This is a genomic window from Halopseudomonas sp. L-58 (assembly GCF_056859475.1).
The window spans coordinates 112,847-129,994 of sequence record NZ_JBSXON010000065.1 but is presented as its reverse complement, the minus strand read 5'-3'; the positions used below and the strand labels follow the sequence as shown (position 1 = coordinate 129,994).

19 protein-coding genes are annotated in these 17,148 nt (G+C 60.5%); 10 read left to right on the top strand and 9 right to left on the bottom strand.

The window, feature by feature from the left end; genetic code table 11:
* Positions 1 to 68: 68 nt before the first annotated feature.
* Positions 69 to 1,196, bottom strand: a complete 1,128-nt coding sequence (locus AC13EY_RS11235) for a branched-chain amino acid ABC transporter substrate-binding protein (RefSeq protein WP_088273543.1) — start codon at positions 1,194 to 1,196, stop codon at positions 69 to 71.
* Positions 1,197 to 1,345: 149 nt separating this feature from the next.
* Entirely contained in the window at positions 1,346 to 2,551 is a 1,206-nt protein-coding gene (locus AC13EY_RS11230; RefSeq protein ID WP_482890415.1) for an ISL3 family transposase, read from the bottom strand.
* A gap of 266 nt (positions 2,552 to 2,817) precedes the next feature.
* Between AC13EY_RS11230 and AC13EY_RS11225 the strand changes: the two genes are divergently transcribed.
* Positions 2,818 to 3,120 carry a DUF2288 domain-containing protein gene (locus AC13EY_RS11225; protein ID WP_285676396.1) on the top strand — a complete coding sequence of 101 codons (303 nt, stop codon included), beginning with the start codon at positions 2,818 to 2,820 and terminating at the stop codon, positions 3,118 to 3,120.
* A 129-nt stretch (positions 3,121 to 3,249) separates the two neighbouring features.
* On the opposite strand, the gene phnE is transcribed toward AC13EY_RS11225, so the two are convergent.
* From phnE to AC13EY_RS11205, 4 genes are read right to left on the bottom strand one after another with little or no spacing between them, the layout of a single operon-like run.
* Positions 3,250 to 4,014: a phosphonate ABC transporter, permease protein PhnE gene (gene phnE / locus AC13EY_RS11220; RefSeq protein WP_228247203.1), complete on the bottom strand. Its 765-nt coding sequence runs from the start codon at positions 4,012 to 4,014 to the stop codon at positions 3,250 to 3,252.
* Positions 4,011 to 4,847, bottom strand: coding sequence for a PhnE/PtxC family ABC transporter permease (locus AC13EY_RS11215; RefSeq protein WP_228247204.1), 837 nt, complete (start codon positions 4,845 to 4,847; stop codon positions 4,011 to 4,013). The genes phnE and AC13EY_RS11215 overlap by 4 nt, the downstream gene beginning before the upstream one ends.
* Positions 4,844 to 5,647 carry a phosphonate ABC transporter ATP-binding protein gene (locus AC13EY_RS11210; protein WP_228247205.1) on the bottom strand — a complete coding sequence of 268 codons (804 nt, stop codon included), beginning with the start codon at positions 5,645 to 5,647 and terminating at the stop codon, positions 4,844 to 4,846. The genes AC13EY_RS11215 and AC13EY_RS11210 overlap by 4 nt, the downstream gene beginning before the upstream one ends.
* The gene (locus AC13EY_RS11205; RefSeq protein ID WP_233048273.1) at positions 5,644 to 6,513 is read right to left on the bottom strand and encodes a putative selenate ABC transporter substrate-binding protein; all 870 of its coding nucleotides are present in this window, start codon (positions 6,511 to 6,513) and stop codon (positions 5,644 to 5,646) included. Before AC13EY_RS11205 ends, AC13EY_RS11210 begins: the two co-directional genes overlap by 4 nt.
* Positions 6,514 to 6,677: 164 nt before the next feature.
* On the opposite strand from AC13EY_RS11205, the gene AC13EY_RS11200 reads away from it, so the two are divergent.
* On the top strand, positions 6,678 to 7,469 hold the full coding sequence (locus AC13EY_RS11200) for a hydroxypyruvate isomerase family protein (protein ID WP_335600544.1): 792 nt from the start codon (positions 6,678 to 6,680) through the stop codon (positions 7,467 to 7,469).
* On the opposite strand, the gene AC13EY_RS11195 is transcribed toward AC13EY_RS11200, so the two are convergent.
* Positions 7,470 to 7,892: a PA0061/PA0062 family lipoprotein gene (locus AC13EY_RS11195; RefSeq protein ID WP_335600543.1), complete on the bottom strand. Its 423-nt coding sequence runs from the start codon at positions 7,890 to 7,892 to the stop codon at positions 7,470 to 7,472.
* Complete coding sequence (locus AC13EY_RS11190; protein ID WP_335600542.1) at positions 7,889 to 9,145, bottom strand: substrate-binding periplasmic protein; 1,257 nt, start codon at positions 9,143 to 9,145, stop codon at positions 7,889 to 7,891. The genes AC13EY_RS11195 and AC13EY_RS11190 overlap by 4 nt, the downstream gene beginning before the upstream one ends.
* 216 nt (positions 9,146 to 9,361) lie before the next feature.
* Between AC13EY_RS11190 and AC13EY_RS11185 the strand changes: the two genes are divergently transcribed.
* On the top strand, positions 9,362 to 10,210 hold the full coding sequence (locus AC13EY_RS11185) for an SDR family NAD(P)-dependent oxidoreductase (RefSeq protein ID WP_088273551.1): 849 nt from the start codon (positions 9,362 to 9,364) through the stop codon (positions 10,208 to 10,210).
* 206 nt (positions 10,211 to 10,416) lie between these two features.
* On the opposite strand, the gene AC13EY_RS11180 is transcribed toward AC13EY_RS11185, so the two are convergent.
* Complete coding sequence (locus AC13EY_RS11180) at positions 10,417 to 11,283, bottom strand: alpha/beta fold hydrolase (RefSeq protein WP_335600541.1); 867 nt, start codon at positions 11,281 to 11,283, stop codon at positions 10,417 to 10,419.
* A 363-nt stretch (positions 11,284 to 11,646) separates the two neighbouring features.
* Between AC13EY_RS11180 and AC13EY_RS11175 the strand changes: the two genes are divergently transcribed.
* The 7 genes from AC13EY_RS11175 (at position 11,647) to AC13EY_RS11145 (ending at position 17,004) form a co-directional block, all read left to right on the top strand.
* On the top strand, positions 11,647 to 11,850 hold the full coding sequence (locus AC13EY_RS11175) for a hypothetical protein (RefSeq protein ID WP_088273553.1): 204 nt from the start codon (positions 11,647 to 11,649) through the stop codon (positions 11,848 to 11,850).
* 15 nt (positions 11,851 to 11,865) lie between these two features.
* On the top strand, positions 11,866 to 13,779 hold the full coding sequence (locus AC13EY_RS11170; RefSeq protein WP_335600540.1) for a flagellin N-terminal helical domain-containing protein: 1,914 nt from the start codon (positions 11,866 to 11,868) through the stop codon (positions 13,777 to 13,779).
* A 74-nt stretch (positions 13,780 to 13,853) separates the two neighbouring features.
* Positions 13,854 to 14,258 (top strand): flagellar protein FlaG, encoded by a 405-nt coding sequence (locus AC13EY_RS11165; protein ID WP_235005704.1) that lies wholly within the window; start codon positions 13,854 to 13,856, stop codon positions 14,256 to 14,258.
* A gap of 98 nt (positions 14,259 to 14,356) precedes the next feature.
* Positions 14,357 to 15,808: a flagellar filament capping protein FliD gene (gene fliD / locus AC13EY_RS11160; protein WP_335600539.1), complete on the top strand. Its 1,452-nt coding sequence runs from the start codon at positions 14,357 to 14,359 to the stop codon at positions 15,806 to 15,808.
* Positions 15,809 to 15,810: 2 nt separating this feature from the next.
* Positions 15,811 to 16,179 (top strand): flagellar export chaperone FliS, encoded by a 369-nt coding sequence (fliS, locus tag AC13EY_RS11155; RefSeq protein WP_335599238.1) that lies wholly within the window; start codon positions 15,811 to 15,813, stop codon positions 16,177 to 16,179.
* Positions 16,180 to 16,313: 134 nt separating this feature from the next.
* Positions 16,314 to 16,697, top strand: a complete 384-nt coding sequence (gene fliS, locus AC13EY_RS11150) for a flagellar export chaperone FliS (protein WP_269686980.1) — start codon at positions 16,314 to 16,316, stop codon at positions 16,695 to 16,697.
* 10 nt (positions 16,698 to 16,707) lie between these two features.
* Complete coding sequence (locus AC13EY_RS11145) at positions 16,708 to 17,004, top strand: flagellar protein FliT (protein ID WP_160003124.1); 297 nt, start codon at positions 16,708 to 16,710, stop codon at positions 17,002 to 17,004.
* The last annotated feature ends 144 nt before the right edge of the window (positions 17,005 to 17,148 follow it).

The window sequence follows — 17,148 nt, the reverse complement described above, 5'->3', positions numbered from 1 at the left end:
CAGCTGTGCGTTCGACAATAAAAAGCGGGCCTGCCAACGTATGGTTGAACAGGCCCGTTGCGGGTCGATTACTCGGTCAGTGCGGTCTTGCTGGCGTCAGCGTGCCACTCATAGACGACGAAGTTGAAGTTCTTCAGGTCGCCCTTTTCATCGAAGCTGAGAGTGCCGGTGGGGGTTTCGAAGCTGTTGCTGCGCAGTGCTTCGGCGACGGCTTCGGTGTCGGTGCTGTCGGCGATCTTGATGCCGTCGGCAATGACCTGAACGGCGGCATAGGCCGGGAATACGAACGGACCTGACGGGTCCTCGTTCTTGGCCTTGAACGCCTCGACCAGATGGGCGTTCTTGGGATCCTGGTCAAAGGCTTTGGGCAGGGTAACCAGCAGGCCTTCGGAGGATTCGCCGGCGATGGCGGATATGTCGGTGTTGCCAACCCCTTCCGGACCCATGAAGCGAACATCCAGGCCCTGCTCGCCAGCCTGACGCAGGATCAGGCCCAGTTCGGGGTGGTAGCCGCCGTAGTAGACGAAATCGACACCGGCCTGGCGCAACTTGGCGATCAGCGCGGAGAAGTCCTTGTCGCCAGCGGTAATACCTTCAAAGACCGGCACCTCAACATCGTTGGCCAGCAGCACGTCCCGTACGGCGGTGGCGATACCTTCACCATACTGCTGCTTGTCGTGGATGACGGCGACTTTCTGCGGCTTGATCTGCTCGACGATAAAGTTGCCGGCGGTCGGGCCCTGCAGGCTGTCCAGACCGATGGTACGGAACACCATCTGGTAGCCGCGGTCGGTGATGTCCGGGCTGGTAGAGGCCGCGGTGATCATCAGGATGCCTTCTTCCTCGTAGATGTCGGAAGCGGGCTGGGTAGAGCTGGAGCAGAGGTGGCCGACAACAAAGCTGATACCCTCGTTGACAATCCGGTTGGCGACCGCAACGGCCTGTTTGGGATCGCACGCATCGTCAAATACCACACCTTCCAGCTGGGCACCGTTGACGCCGCCTGCCTGGTTGATCTGCTCAATGGCCATTTTGGCGCCGATGAACTGCATGTCGCCGTACTGGGCGACGGGGCCGGTAACCGGACCGGCCAGGGCGATCTTGATGGTGTCCGCTGCGACTGCACAGGTGCTGGCGCCAGCCAGCGCCGCGGCGGCGATCATCCGGGAAAGTGCTTTCTTGTGTGCCATTTTCATGTCATCTGCTCACTTGTGTTGTTATGCCGAAAAGGGGTGTTACGCCAGTGATGTCGTGCTGCCGGAACATCGGTTCGGAACTGTACCGGCGCAGTTTAGCAATCGTCCTGCAGGCAATGGAATCTGGGGTGTGCAAAAAATAAGGTTCTTCACGGATTACCGGGAAAGTCATTCTTGATCTTCATGAAAAAGAATTCGCTGTCCCGGTAGCCGTAAGCCATCCGCTTGATTACCTTAATCCGGTTGTTGACTCCTTCCAGCTGCCCCGTGTGCATCGGCCAACGCACCCTACTCAGGATGCCGCGCCAGTATCCCTTCAGGCGTTTCGCGAACTGCTGCAGCGCCGGTATCGCACTTTCATCAGCTAGTCGTAGCCACTGCTTCCATGCTGATCGCCAGCGCCAGGCGGTGTCGGGCGACCACAGGGCTTTGAGCTCTGCCTTCATCAGATAAACCGTCATCAGTGATTGGTTCGCCGCCAGCAAATCCTGCAGTTGTACCTGCTGATCTTCTCGCTTGAGATTTTCTGGATTACGCAGCAGCAGCCACCGTGCTTGCTTGATCACCTTGCGGGCGGGTTTGTCATGGCGCAAGCGATTGGCCTCATCGACCCGCACCCGATCGATCACCTCTCGCCCATACTTGGCGATCACATGAAACAGGTCATAAACAACGCGTGCTTGAGGACAGTGTTGGCGCACCTCCAGGTCAAATGCGGTGTTCATGTCCATCGCCACTGCTTCGATCCGCGCGCAACCCTCCGCCCCCAGCGCTTCGAAAAAGGGTCTGACAGCCGCTCGGCTACGCCCTTCGCCAACCCACAGCACCCGGCGGGTATCGGCATCCAGCACCACGCTGGCGTAGCGATGCCCTTTGAACAGAGCGAACTCATCCATCACCAGGCGTCTGGGCTGTGCCTTCGGTAGCTTCTCCTGTGCGTCTTGTAGCGCCCTTCGCTCCAGCAACCGCACGCTGTCCCAATGCAAACCAAACAGCTCGGCGACGTGCAGAGTGGGCAGTCTTTGACAGGCCTGGATCACAGCATCGGCCAAGCGCCTGGTCATTCGCGAATAGCGGTCAAGCCAGCGGACTGACTCCATTCTCTTGCCGCATGTGCTGCACCCGACGCGCCGCAGCTCCACATTCAACCGCACTGCGCGGCCAAGGATGGGCAGGTCACGGATTGAGCGCTGGCAGTATTCGTGGATGGTGGTGCTGGGCTGATGGCAGCCCCTGCAGGTAGGTAATCTAGTGGGCTGCGGAATCAGGTCGATTAGCAGGTCGTCGCCGTCAGGTCGTATCGCAGTGACAGAAAAGCCCTCCCAAAAGGGCAGAAACGTATTAATATCGTGCACAAGAACGCCGGTTTGAGGATGTGTTTGTTCGCACTAACATCATCCCTCAAATCGGCGTTCTTGTTTCTGTCTTTCCCGGGATTCCGTGAAGAACCAAAAATAAACCGATGTCCGCAAACTGAAATATTCTGTCTGTATGGCGACATCTCCGCTCTTAGAATAGTCATTTTTGGCGTATTTGCCCCATCAGGGCGGGCAGCAGACTTGCGTTCACGTCTCAGCTCATTAGTATTCAGCGGCTGAAACCATAGGGAGCGCGAGCAATTATGACGGTATCGGATGAGGCCTACGCGGCCATTCTCGGCGCGACAGCGCAGATCGAGTGGAAAGTGCTGGAGCCGCATTTTGCCCGTGGCGACCTGCTTGCGGTTGATGCGGCACTGGATCTGGTTCAGGTTGCGGCGGCGATGATGGAAGACAACAGCGAAGCCATCAAGGGCTGGATGGATGCCGGACAGCTGCAGGTTGCGACCGACAGCTGCGCCGCTGATTGGGCCGAACGCAACCCGGATACGCTTTGGGCCGTGGTGATCCGGCCCTGGGTGCTGGTGCAGGAGCGGACTGGCTGAGCGTTGGACGCTGCGGCCACGACATGTCGTGGCCCTGCGTCAATAGCGCGTTGGCACAGGTACAGGCGCCGACCAGATCGAGAGGCAGGGACGCGACATGTCGCGTCCGAGCGGCCCCGATCTTACCGCCTAACCCAATCTTGCCCGCAACCAGCCGCTGAGGGCATCGACCAGCAGCACCATCGCCAGCATGGCGATGATGACACTGGATGCCTTGGACTGCTGGAACAGACTGAGGGTGACGTGCAGCATCTGGCCCAGACCGCCGGCACCGACAAAGCCAAGCACAGCCGCCATGCGGATGTTGTTTTCCCAGCGATACAACGTATAGGACAGCCACTGCGGCAACACGCCCGGCAGCGTTCCATAGAGGAAGGCAACAATGCGACCGGCTCCCGCCTCGCGCAGCGCGGTCGCAGGCGCGGTCGGGGTGTTCTCCAGCGCCTCGGCAAACAGGCGGCCCAGCACGCCGGTGGTGTGCAGCGCCAGTGCCAGGGTGCCGGCAAAGGGGCCGAGCCCGGCGGCCAGCACCATCAAGGCTGCCCAGACCAGCTCCGGTACCGAGCGTAGCGCATTGAGCAACAGGCGACAGAGGCTGCGCGCAAGAGTGCCCATGCGCCCGGCTGCCAGCAGACTCAGGGCGGCGCCGAACAGTGCGGCCAGCAGCGTCCCGATCGCCGAGATGGCCAGTGTCTCCAATGCGCCTTGCCAAAGCTTGGCCAGCCAGGCCGGGCTGGTGTTGGGTGGGAAGAACGCCGCCACATAGCGGGCCATCTGCTCGCGACCATCCGCGGTAACCAGAGAACTGAAATCCAGTTGCAGCCAGATAAATGACGCGGCGACCGCGGCGCAAAGGAGCGTCAGGGTCAGTGCGTTGAGCAGCGTACGCTTCATGCCAGCCTCCGGCGCAGGTAAAGGCTGATCTGGTCTGCAACCAGCACCAGCAGCAGGAAGGTCAGCAGGATGCTCACCACCTCGCCACCGGCAAACATGCGAATCGACAGGTCAATCATCTGGCCCAGTCCGCCGGCACCGACAAAACCCATTACCACCGAGGCCCGCACTGCACACTCCCAGCGGTAAAGGCTATAGGATGTCAGCTCCTGTGCTGCATTGGGCAGCAGACCATAAAAGAAGGCGGCGATGCGCGAGCTGCCGCTCTGCAGCAGTGCCCGAGCGGGGGCCTGATCCACCGACTCGAGTATCTCGGCGTAGACCTTGCCGAGCATGCCGCTGTAGGTAATGGCAATGGCCAGTACGCCGGCGGTTGGGCCCAGGCCTACGGCCCGCACGAACAGCAATGCCCAAACGATCTCGGGAATGCTGCGCAGTACGATCAGCAGCATCCGCACCGGGTAGCGCAGCAGCCGGCCGAGCCAGTGCGCTCGCCCGCTCAGCAGGGTGGAAACCGACAGCGCCCGGGTGGCTGCCAGAGCCGCGGGGATTGCCAGAATCAGTGCCAGTGCCATGCCGGCTGTGGCCATGGCGAGGGTTTCCAGCGTCGCACGAGCCAGCAGATGCAGAAATTCGGCGTCGCTGGCCGGTGGCCAGAAGCCGCTCAGGAAGCGGCCCATGGTGTTCAGGTTGTCACCGCTGAACAGATGCTGGGGACGAAACTCGGTCAGTTGCAGGCCCGGCCACAGGAGTAGAAGCAGTATCGCGGTCAGCAGGGCGCGGGGCAGGGCGGCCGGGTCGCGCTCGCGCCAGTGGGTTGAAGGCCTGTTCACAGACAACGGACCGGCCGGGCAATTGCCGGATTGGCCGGCTCGGACTGGCGGGCGGTCAGGCTTTCGTTGGCATACAGCGCCGTCAGGTCCTGCTCGCTGACCTCGCCTGCCGATTTGTCAAACAGGATTCGGCCTGCGCGCAACCCGAGAATCCGCGGGAAGTGCTTGAGCGCGAGATCGACCGCATGCAGGCTGGCCACCAGCGGCAGCTGTCGTTCACGGGCTACTTCACCCAGCAGACTCAGGGTGTGGTCGGCCAGTACCGGATCCATCGCCGAAACCGGCTCGTCGGCCAGCAGCAGGTCCGGACGCTGGTACAGCGTGCGGGCAATCCCCACCCGCTGCTGCTGCCCACCTGATAGCTGGTCGCACCGGTCAAACAGGCGGTCGCCGAGATCCAGCCGAGCCAGCTCCTGTCGAGCACCCGGGATATCCAGCGGGTAGCACAACGAAATCAGTGCACGGGCGAGTGACCACTGGCCCAGGCGGCCGGCGAGCACCGCAGTGACGACGCGCTGGCGCGGCGGCAACGGCGGGCTCTGGTGGATCAGACCGATACGGCTGCGCAGTCGACGCAGGTCGCCGGAACCCAGCCGGGCAGGCTGGCGGTCCAGCAGACTCAGTTCGCCACTGCTGGGCAACAGGCTGGTCGCCAACAGGCGCAGCAAGGTCGTCTTGCCCGCGCCGGAGGGTCCGATGATGGCAACCTGCTCACCCGGGTTCAGGGTCAGGTCAATGCCGTGCAGTGCGGTCTGGCCGTTGGGGTGAACATAGTCCACCCCGGACAGCCGGATACTCACTCCAGCAGACCCGCGGAGCGGGCGGCCTCTTCAATGCCGATGTAGTTTTCGGCGCTGGTCGGCACAAAGCGCGAGGCTCGTTGCAGGTCAAGGATCGCCTTATGCGCCGGGTTGGCCGGGTCCAGCGCCAGGAAGGCCGCACGGATGCGCTCGACCAGTTCAGGCTCCAGGTCGCCACGCACGGTCCAGTTGTAGTCGTAGTAGGTTGGCGTTGTGGTGTAGACGCGCACCTTGCTGGTGTCGACCTTGTTCTCTTCCAGCAGCTTTTCCCAGACCGAGGAGTTCAGCACGCCGGCGTCGACCTTGCCGGATTCGACCCAGGCGACAGTGGCGTCATGGGCGCCGGAGAAACCGACACGGCTGAAAAAGGTGTCAGGATCGATGCCGTCCTGCTGCAGGAAGTAGCGGGGCATCAGGTGCCCGGAGGTCGAGGACACCGAGCCGAAGGCGAAGCTCTTGCCCTTGAGGTCAGCGTGGCTGTTTACCTGTGGGTCGGCGGTGATGAAGGTGCTGGTAAACACTTCATCCTGCTCGCGCTGAACCAGCGGGATGGCGTTGCCGGTGCGCAGCTTGGCCTGAACGAAGGTAAAACCACCCAGCCACGCCATATCCAGACGCTTGGCACCAAGCGCTTCAACCACGCCGGCATAATCGGAGACCGGCTGGAATACGACTGGAATACCCAGCTGTTCCTGCAGGTATTGGCCGAGAGGTTCGAACTTGCGCAGCAGCTCGGTGGGCGCCTCATCCGGGATGGCGGAGACACGAAGCTCAGTTGTTTCAGCACTGACAGTGGTAGAGAACAGGGTAGCGACGGACAGGCAAAGGCCTGCCAACAGCGCGGCGGGGCGACGACGTGGGAACATGTTTTTCTCCGGTTCAATAGCGGATTACTCGTACCGAGCGTTGTTGGCCCGGTACGGCGTGTGCGAAGTGTAGTGAAAAAATGCAGCGAGGCGAAGTGCTGCAGTGCTGTGCTCCCATTCTGTCTGGCATCCATTACACTGCTGGCTTTTTGTGGAGGCACTCCATGCGCTGGCCCGTCGCTGCCAACCTGTCCCTGCTGTTTGCCGATCTGCCCTTGCCCGAGAGGGTCGATGCTGCCCGTGACGCAGGTTTTTCCGGTGTCGAGATCCAGTTCCCCTATGTGCTGGAAGCCGCAGCGCTCAGAACCGAGCTGGAGCGCCTGGCGCTGCCGCTGGTACTGATCAACCTGCCGGCCGGTGACCTGATGGAAGGCGGCGCGGGGCTCGCGGCAGTACCTGAGCGTCGGCCGGCCTTCGCTCGGGCGCTGGAGCAGGCGCTGCGTTATGCCGAAGTAGTCAGACCCGAGCGTGTCAATGTGCTGCCCGGGCGGCTGGTTGAAGGCGTTGAGCGGGAAGCTGCCCTGGCGTGCCTGGCGGACAATCTGCGGCTGGCGGCCGACGCCTTCGCCGGTCTGGGCATTGGTGTTTGCTGTGAGGCAATCAATCGGCTCGATATGCCCGGTTTTCTGATTGCCGGCTCAGCGGAGCTGGTCGACCTGATGGACCGCGTGGCGCATGCCAATGTGGCCGCCCAGCTGGATCTGTATCACCTGGTGCGCATGGGCGAGAGCCTGCCTGTTGCGATAGACCGCCTGGCTGGTCGTATCGGCCACGTTCAGTTTGCCGACGCGCCGGGGCGCGGCGCTCCCGGCACGGGGGATATTGATTTTGCCGAGGCGATGCAGGCGCTGGCATTGGCAGACTACCGCGGCTGGCTGGCGGCCGAATACCGCCCAGACCCGGCTGATGCCCTGCGCTGGCTGGACAACTGGCGTTCGGCCGGCTGGGTTGGCTGATCAGACACCGGGGCCGCAGCGAACCTCACGCGCTCTTGTCAGCAGGTTGCCGCGATCATCATATAACCAGCCGGCCGGTCGCCAGCCGCGACGGGCCAGTTCAAGGCGATAATGGCGGCCTGGGGCGAAGTCATGACTGATGGCCATGATGCAGGTGCGCCGGCCGCTGTTCATGACGCCTTGCACCGCGCCTGCGGAAGGCGTCTCGAAGTCATAGCGTACCTGCAGCTCGTGCGGCCCTGTGCTGAGATCGTCGAAGCGCAGGCTGCGCTGCGGCTCGCCATCCAGTCGGTAGGCCTGGGCCAGGCTGCCCACGTCAGGGTCAAGGGTGATGCGGGCTCTGTCTTGTGCCAGTGGCGGCAGGGGCGCTGAGGCGCAGCCGATGAGCAGCAGCGCGCAAGGAAGTACACGGATCGTCTTCATGGGCCTGTTGCAGTCAGTGGTTGAGGAAACAGCAGGTCATCCATACGCAGGGCCTTTTCGACATCCAGTCCAATGATCAGTACGCCAATGACGCTGTTCGTCAGCGGGTCACGTATGCCGGTACTGAGGTGAACCTGAAAGCGCCGGGTGGACTGGTCATAGTCGAGCGTACTCATGTACGGCTGGTCTGAAAAGAAGGGCTCGACGAACTTGGTTTCGTCGCCCTGCCAGTAATCGGTCGTCAGGTCACTGATCGCCACGTTGAGGCCGTGCTGGTCGGTCACGATCAGCTCGCTGATGGCTCCGTTCTGGCCTGACCGGATGTCCCGTAGCCAGTCCGACAGCGCCGTGTTCAGCACGCTGGTCGTCAGCGGGCGCTGATCGGCGGGCAGGTGCTGCTCCGTCAGCCATTGCCTGTCCAGCTGTTCGATTGCCTGGATTGATAGGCCTTGGTGCCTGCGGTTCTGTTCCCGCACCGCAGAGATTAATGCAGAGTCCTGCCGCCATTGCGCAAACAGGTTTTCGTAAAGGCTTTGCAGGCGCTGGCGCTCCCCCGCAGTCAGCACGCCGAATTCCGGCAGGCAGCCGAATACCCGATCATTGAATTGTTCTATGAAGCCTGGATGAGCATCGACATAGCGATTGGCGAAGTAGACGCCGAGGGTCGTGTATTGCTGAAAGTGGGCGTAGGACGGGCGCAGCGTTGTGGGCGCCCGGGTCAGTTCGATTCGCAGGGTCTGCTGATCAGCAAGAAAGGCATCTATACGGCCGCGCTGCAGCAATTGCAGCAGTTGCCCGGTGTTGCTCACCAGCGGGTCAACGCGATAACCATGTTGCTGCAGCCACTCCACCTCGTTACTCCCGCGGATACCGGCGATCCTCAGGCTTGATGCCTTTCCTATGCTCGGCGGGCGAGTCGGGCTGTTGCTGAACCAGTACCATTTTTCCAGTGCCAGTGGTGCAGACAGGACCGCAAAATTGCTGGCGCGGTTCATTCTGGTCGCCGAGAAGAAGCCGTCGGCCTTGCCGGCACTGACCTCGTGGATGGCGCGTTCCCACGGCAGGACCCGGATGTCGTACTCGACCTGCATGCTGTCGAATATGCATTCCAGAGCTCGGACAGAGCTGCCGGTCAGACGGTCTCCTTCGCGCACCTGGTAGGGGGGGAAGATGTCAGTATTCAGGCGAACGCTTTCAGCCTGCGCAGTGCAGGCCAGCATAAGCAGCAGTGACAGCATCAATACACGCGACATCGTCGAAGGTCCCTGTCGAGTTTCAAGGCAACTATAGGTTAAATCGGCGGACTTATCGGCGGTCTGACATATTTCGATAAACCCGGTTGCTGCTGCCTGATCAAGCAGACCGATAGCGCTGGTCGAACGTTGCCGCCCGGCGCATCCTATTCAGACAACTTATTATCAGCAAGTCTGCGCATAAGCGATGTAGTGCATTTTACGAGGAGACACGGCATGCAGGACCTTCAGGGCAAGGTAGCGGTAATCACGGGTGGTGGTAGCGGTCTCGGCCGCGAGCTGGCGCTGTGCTGCGCGGCACGCGGCATGAAGCTGGTGCTCGGCGATGTGGATGAGCGCGGCATGCAGGAAACCGTGCGCCTGGTCGAGGAAGCGGCACCGGGTACCGAATCCGCCACCATGCGGCTGGATGTCTCCAAGCTGGAACAGGTGCAGGCGCTGGCCGATCTGTGCAAGTCGCGCTTTGGTGGCGCTCACCTGCTGTTCAATAACGCTGGCGTCAGCGTCGGTGGCGCCGCCTGGGAAAACACCCCGGACGACTGGGAGTGGGTGATGGGTGTGAACGTCTATGGCGTGATCTGGGGCGTCAAGGTGTTCACCCCGATCATGCTGGAGCAGGGCGAGGGTCACATCGTCAATACCGCCTCTGCTGCAGGCTGGCTCAATGGCCCCAACATGGCAGTCTACAACGTCAGCAAGCACTCGGTGGTCGCGCTTTCCGAAACCCTGGCGCTGGATCTGCAGGACATTGGCGCCAATGTTGGCGTGACCTGCCTGTGCCCGGCGTTTTTCCCCACCGGTATTTCCGACTCCCAGCGTAACCGTCCGGCGGACAAGGCTGATACCGTTGCCCTTAGTGAAACGGCGCTCAAGCGTGCCGAGATGACCAAGGCTGCGGTTGCCAAAGGCAGGATTCAGGCGTCTGACGTAGCTGAAATGACCGTCAAGGCGGTGGAGGCCAACCAGTTCTATGTCTTCCCGCACCGCAAGATCAAGCAACTGATCGCTCTGCGCGCTCAGGCGGCTGACAACGAGCAGACGGTATTCGACTCGCTGAATCCGTAAAGCTGTGATGCATCAGGTCCAGGTCATGCGGCAAGCCTGGACATGGTGCACCTGCGGACGCGACATGTCGCGTCCCTACGCTGGCGGGAGCTCGGCGTCATACAACAGCGTCAGGGCAGGTGGTTTCCGGGAAGGTCGAGCGCCCGCTCGACCAGCAGGCAGGGAAGCAGCGCTATGGCCGAGTTGGAACTCGGCCGTCCCGGAGTTCAGCCAGCCAGCGCCAGTTTCTGTCTGTCGGCGCCGGCCGTATCGCCCAGTATAAATCCTGCAACCGCCGCGCGCGTGTCCTGCAGCGCTGTCTTGTGCTCCAGCTCCAGAAAATGCCCGGTGTGCGCGATTCTGACAAAACGCGCATCGCTCGCCAGCTCGCCGAAACAGCGTGCGTCTTCTGCGCTGGTGTACTTGTCCCAGGCGCCGTTCACAAACAGCAGCGGTATATCGATGTTGCGCACACAGCTCATGTATTGCCCGGCATCCAGTTCCAGCACCTGACGCACGTGAAACAGCATCTGGCTGTACTCGTGTTCCTCCAGGCTGCTGACATGGCGGAAGTTGCAGCGTTTGTACAGCGGCGGCAGGTACTCGCCGATCGTGTCGTTGATCAGCATGGCGACGGCCTGGCGGTCGCAGGCTGCCAGGTGCATCCTGCCGCGGCTCAGATAGTCCTGCATGTGCGGGTTGAGTATTGGCGAGAAGGATGTGACGACGGCCCGCCGAATACGCGCCGGCCGCTGCGCCAGTGCCAGCATGGTCGCCACGCCTCCCCACGAGAACGACATCACCTGGTCGGCCCGGAAGTGCTCAATCAGGTCCAGCAGAATCAGGGCTTCATCTTCCTTGCCTATCAACGGCAGCGACGGATTGTGCGGGCGTGAGTGACCGCTGTAGGGCTGGTCGAATAACACGACGTTGCACAGCGGCTGCAGATAGCGCAGCGTCTGGCCGAAGGCGGCGCTGGTCGCCAGCGAGCCGTTGACCAGAATGATGGTCGTGTCGCTGGCCGGGTTGGGGTAAAACCAGGTGTGCACCTTCAAATCACGGTGCACGCGAACAACAGCTTTCTCAGCGTACATGGGCACCTCGATATCAGTGGGCTTGCCGACGCGGGGCGACGACCGGAGTGCTCACAGCTAACCCCAGCCAGATGACAGGGGCGTTGCATCGCCCCTGCCTTTTGTCTGTCTTCATCTATATGTCATGGAGAGCACTAGTCACCGCGGCGCGGCAAATGCCTCACGGACACGACCTGTGATGTCCTTCCGCATGACCAGATGCAACCGCCGCCGCGGTGCGCACCGCGTCCTCGCAAACACCCCATCCGTAGGGACGCGACATGTCGCGTCCGCCAGGGCATGCGCAGACCGACGAACGGCCATGGATTGGCTGAAATACGGTTAAAGATCGGGGGCGTTCGAACGATATAGGTAACAGCTTTGATGCAGTTGTGGCGCTGGGTTTTTGACAGCTCCCTGTCGAACAGCGCCGAGGTGGCCCAGGTCATTGATGGCAAAGCAGAAAAAAAGATTGCAAAAAAGCCTAAAGGTCGCTTGAAAAGCGCCGATACAGTAATCGAATGCGAACTCAATGGGTGCCTGGGCAAAGCCGGCCCGCGGGTCGCAAGCTCAGGCAAACATCACTAGGTCGAGGTACTTATCATGGCTCTTACAGTCAACACGAACGTAGCTTCCCTGAACGCCCAGCGTAACCTGGGTTCTTCCTCCAGCAGTCTGGCTACTTCCCTGGAGCGTCTGTCCTCCGGTTCGCGCATCAACAGCGCCAAAGACGACGCCGCAGGTCTGCAAATCTCCAACCGTCTGACCAGTCAGATCAACGGTCTGAGCGTAGCCGTCAAAAACGCCAACGATGGTATCTCTCTGGCGCAGACCGCTGAAGGCGCCCTGCAGGAGTCCACCAACATTCTGCAGCGTATGCGTGATCTGGCCCTGCAGTCCGCCAACGGCGGTAACGGCGATGCAGAACGCAAGGCTCTGAACGACGAAGTCGTACAGCTGAAAAACGAGCTGGATCGTATCTCCACCACTACCAAGTTCGGCAGCAAGTCGCTGTTCGACGGTGGTTTTGCCGAAAACATCCAGGTTGGCGCTCAGGCCAACGAAACCATCAGCGTCAAGATCGGCAGCTTCCGTACTACCGATCTGGGCACCACTGCCAGCCGCGACGCTACCAAGGCTTCGCTGACTGCGGCCAACGATCCCACTTCGCTGACCATTGGTTCCGGTTACTCTGCATCTACACTGGTTGGTTCCGCTGCTGCAGCGCTGGACTTTGATAACTCTACCGCTGCAGTGCCCGGATCTGCTGCCACTACTACCTTTGCTGGCGTTGCAGTTCCGAGTGACTTTGGCACTACTGCAGCTAGCTTTGATGTCGATTTCAACGGCACAAATACAACGGTCAATTTGAGTACTGATCGCACTGGTGACCTGCCAGGCATGATCTCCGACATTCAGGGCCAGTTGGACACTGCTTTTGGTAATGGTGTGATCACTGTTACTGATGATGGTTCTGGGAATCTCACTTTTGCAGAAGCCGGTCCGACTTTCACTGGTTCGACCATTGATCTGACTGACGGTACCAATGGTTTTACCGCTCTGGGTGGCACGCCGACTGAGAATGCTGGTGTGGCGACTCAATCTGCTGGTGCCAACACAGCTCAGGCAACATTTACCATTGATCTGGGTGGTACCACTCAGGCAATCAACCTGGACCAGGACTACACCGGTGACGTTGCAGGTCTTGTCAGCGAAATTCAGAGCCAGATTGATGCTGGTGGCCTGAATGGCCTGGTCACTGTCAGCGAATCCGGCGGCGTTCTGAGCCTGACCCAGGCCGGTGACTTGGGTGGTGAAGCGCTGACTGTGACTGGTACTGATGCTGATGCGTTGTTTGGCGCCGGTCGTACTGCGACAACAGGTATTCCGGCTGGTAACAACCAGTTCGATATCGCTGTGAACGGTGGCGCTGCATCGACCATCACTATCGATGACGGTACGTACACTACACTGGAATCGCTGGCTGACAACATCAACCAGAAGATTGCGGCTGACGCAGGTCTGAAAGGGGAAGTTCGCGCTACCGTCAACGAAGGCAAGCTGCAGTTCGTTACTACCGATACCGGTGCTGCTGCGGATGTCACCATCACTGACACCACCGGCAACGTTGGTGGCGTAGCAAACCTGGGCTTCACCACAGGCGCTACTGCCGCCGGTGTTGATGAAGGTGCCCAGGCTGCCAACTCGGTTGAGAAGATCGACATCACCACTGTTGACGGCGCTCAGGCTGCGATTGCAACCATCGACGCTGCGCTGCAGGAAGTGGACGTGACCCGTGCCTCCCTCGGTGCGATTCAGAACCGCTTCGATTCGACCATCAGCAACCTGCAGAACGTATCCGAAAATGCTTCCGCTGCCCGCGGCCGTATCCAGGACACCGACTACGCTGCTGAAACTGCAAACCTGACCAAGAACCAGATCCTGCAGCAGGCAGGCACTGCGATCCTGGCCCAGGCCAACCAGCTGCCTCAGGCGGTTCTGAGCCTCTTGGGCTAAGAAACGATCAGGGGTAATATGCGGGGGGAGGGCATTGGCCTTCTCCCCGCTTTGTCCGTTGCGAGGTAAGCACCATGGATATGGGTGTTATCAAACCGTTTGAAGTGACCCGTCCTGCCAACAGCGCAGCTGCGGTGGAAGCGGGTGCTGGCGCGAGCCAGGTCAAGCAGATGGATGCTGCACAGAATCGTTCCTCCTCATCCGAGCCAGTGGCTACCCAGACCCGTTCCGCGGTCGGCCAGTCACCCGAAGCCGAGCGCGAGAAATTGCAGGCGGCGGTGTCGGATATACAGGGTTTTGTCCAGTCGGTTCGCCGAGACATCAATTTCAACCTTGATGAAGACAGCGGCCGGGTGGTGATTAATGTTACCGAGGCAACCAGTGGCGACGTGATTCGCCAGATTCCCTCGGAAGAGGCGTTGCGCCTGGCCGAGAACCTCTCGGAAATCCGCAGCGTGCTGTTCGAAGCAGAGGCCTGACTCTGCTTGCCGGTTTTGCTGGCACGCAACTTGCCTGATAGACCGGAACCTTCTTTTCGGCAAGCGAACCGTCAGAAAACGGTCGCGAGGTAAGGATTATGGCTATCACCGGTATTGGCTCCGGCCTGGATATCAGCAATATTGTCAGCGCGCTGGTTAACGCCGAGGGCGCGCCGAAGACGGCTCAGCTGAATCGTCTCGAGAAAGCGACGACGGAAAAGTTCACTGCACTCGGGTCTTTCCGCGGTGCTCTGTCTACCTTTCAGGACACCCTCAAGAACCTCAGCTCGCCAGACACCTACGAAAAGCGCACGGCAACCAGCGGCGACAGCAGCCTGTTTTCCGTCAAGGCGGACTCCAAGGCGGGTGCCGGGAACTACAGCGTGCAGGTGTTCAACTTGGCGCAGACCAGCAAGGTTGCGCTCAGGGGAGTTGATGATCCGGCAGCAGAAATCGGCACCGGAACCATGACCATCGCTGCCGGAGACAAGTCTTTCAGCATCGACGTCAGCGAGAACAACAACAGCCTGACCGGTATCCGCGATGCGATCAATGCGGCCGGCAAGGATAGTGGTATCAGCGCCACCATCGTTACCGACCCCAGCGGTACGGGCGGCTCGCGCCTGGTGCTCAGCTCGTCTGCCTCGGGTACCGGTAACGACGTCAGCGTGACTGTCAGCACCGATGCCGGGGATACCGGTGACCTGAGTGTGTTGGCATTTACACCCCCTGCAACCACCGACTTCGAGCCGGTCGAGCCCGCGGACCCCCGCGAGCCGAAGGTGATTTCCTATGCCCGCGACGCCAGCATAGCCATTGATGGCATCGCTATCTCGAGTGATACCAACACTATTGATGACGCAATCGAAGGCGTCACGATCACACTGAAGAAGGCCCAGGCCCAGGAAGAACTGGACGCGGCGAACACAGTGAGCCTCGCTGTTGGCGCGGACAAGGCCGGTGTCAAAAAATCGTTACAGTCCTTCGTTGATGCCTACAACAAGATGATGTCGACGACCAACTCACTGACGTCGGTTACCGAGGTGGGTGGGGATGAAAGTCAGCCACTGGCGGCAGCGCTGGTCGGTGATGCGTCGGTGCGCTCGGTGCTCTCCGGTCTGCGCAGCGAAATGGCGAGCGCTGGTGAGGGCAGTATCCGGATTCTGGCGGATCTGGGGATTCGTACGGAGCGTGACGGGTCGCTGAGTATTGATACAGAGAAGCTGGATGCCGCGCTGGAAGACAACTTTGCGGCGATCGGTAATTTCCTCGCCGGTGATGATGGCTTGATGATGCGGCTCAACAACAAGATTGACCCGTATGCAAAAGATGGCGGGATCATCGATACCCGCAACAACTCGCTGCAGAACACCCTGTCGGATATCGATGATCAGCGCGCGCGGCTCAATACCCGGCTTGCGAGCCTGGAGTCGCGTCTGCTGGCGCAGTTCAACGCAATGGACACCCTGGTGGCGAATTTGTCGAACACCAGTACCTATTTAGCAGGCCAGCTGGCTAACCTGCCTGGCGTCGTAAGGGAGAAACAGTAAGCATGGCCAATCCGATTGATACCTATAAACAGGTCAAGGTTTCGCAAGAAGTATCGCAGTATCGCGCGGTGCAGTTGTTGCTGGCCGGCGCCATCGAGCGCCTCAAGCTCGCACGCCATGCCCAGTCGATCGGCAATCCGGAGCGCCGCGGTGTGGCGGTCAGCAGCACGCTCAGCATCATCGGCGCGCTGCAGGCTTCGCTGGACAAGGATATGGGCGGCGAAATCGCCGATAACCTGGATGCGCTGTATGACTACATGACCCGCAAGCTGGCGGGTGTGGCGCTGGATGACACGCCGCGCTCACTGGATGAAGTAATCCAGCTGTTGGGTGAAATCAAGGAAGCCTGGGATGCCATCGAGCCGGCGTGATTGACGGCGTTAAAGGCGATTTGTGGGTAACAGACCGGCCCTGGTGGGCCGGTTTTTTTATGTAAAAGGTGCTTCAGCTTTCTGCCTGCTAGCCGATAAAGGGTCATGTGCCACAGCAACGCAGGATTTTGCAGATGAACGCCTACGCAGCAATGAAGCAGTACCAGACCGTCAACGTCAACGCGCAGGTCAGCGAAGCTGATCCGCACCGCTTGATTCAGATGCTGATGGAAGGTGGTCTGCAGCGTATTGCCCAGGCCAAGGGCGCCATGCAGCACGGTAACGTTGCGCTCAAGGGCGAGCGGATCGGCAAGGCGCTGGGGATTATCGGCGGATTGCGCGATGCGCTTAACGCTGAAAAGGGCGGAGAACTGGCGCTCAACCTGGATCGACTTTATGCTTTCATGCAGGATCGCCTGACTCAGGCCAATCTGAAGAACGACGTATCTATGCTGGACGAGGTGGCCGACCTGCTTCGTGAGGTCAAGGCCGGCTGGGACGGCATCCGCCAATCGTGAGGACTCAAGCATGGCCAATGCCGTGGAAAAACTGCAGGAAACCCACGCGTCGCTGATTGCCGCTGTTCAGGCGGGCGATTGGCAGCAGGTTGGCGAGCTGGACAAGGCCTGCCGCGAGCAGGTGCGTGTCGCCATGGAGGATCCTGCGCGTGATGATCTGCAGGTTGCTTCCACGCTTGAGGAGTTGAGCGAAACCTACCGCGAGGTCGTGGCGCTGTGTCAGGCCGTCCAGGGCAAGATTGCCGAAGAGTTGCAGGGGTTGCAACGCGGGCGGCAGGGCGCGAAGGTGTATCAGATGTTCCGCTAGTCGGACTGGGGGCTGGCTGTTTTCCGATGCCGCTTATGCAGCAACGGAGGGTCAGGCATGTTGCTGTCTGATGACTTGCCTGAACATCGGCGGACGGTGGAGCAGCCAACCTTGGCTCATAACATTTGACTGTGATTTTCGTGC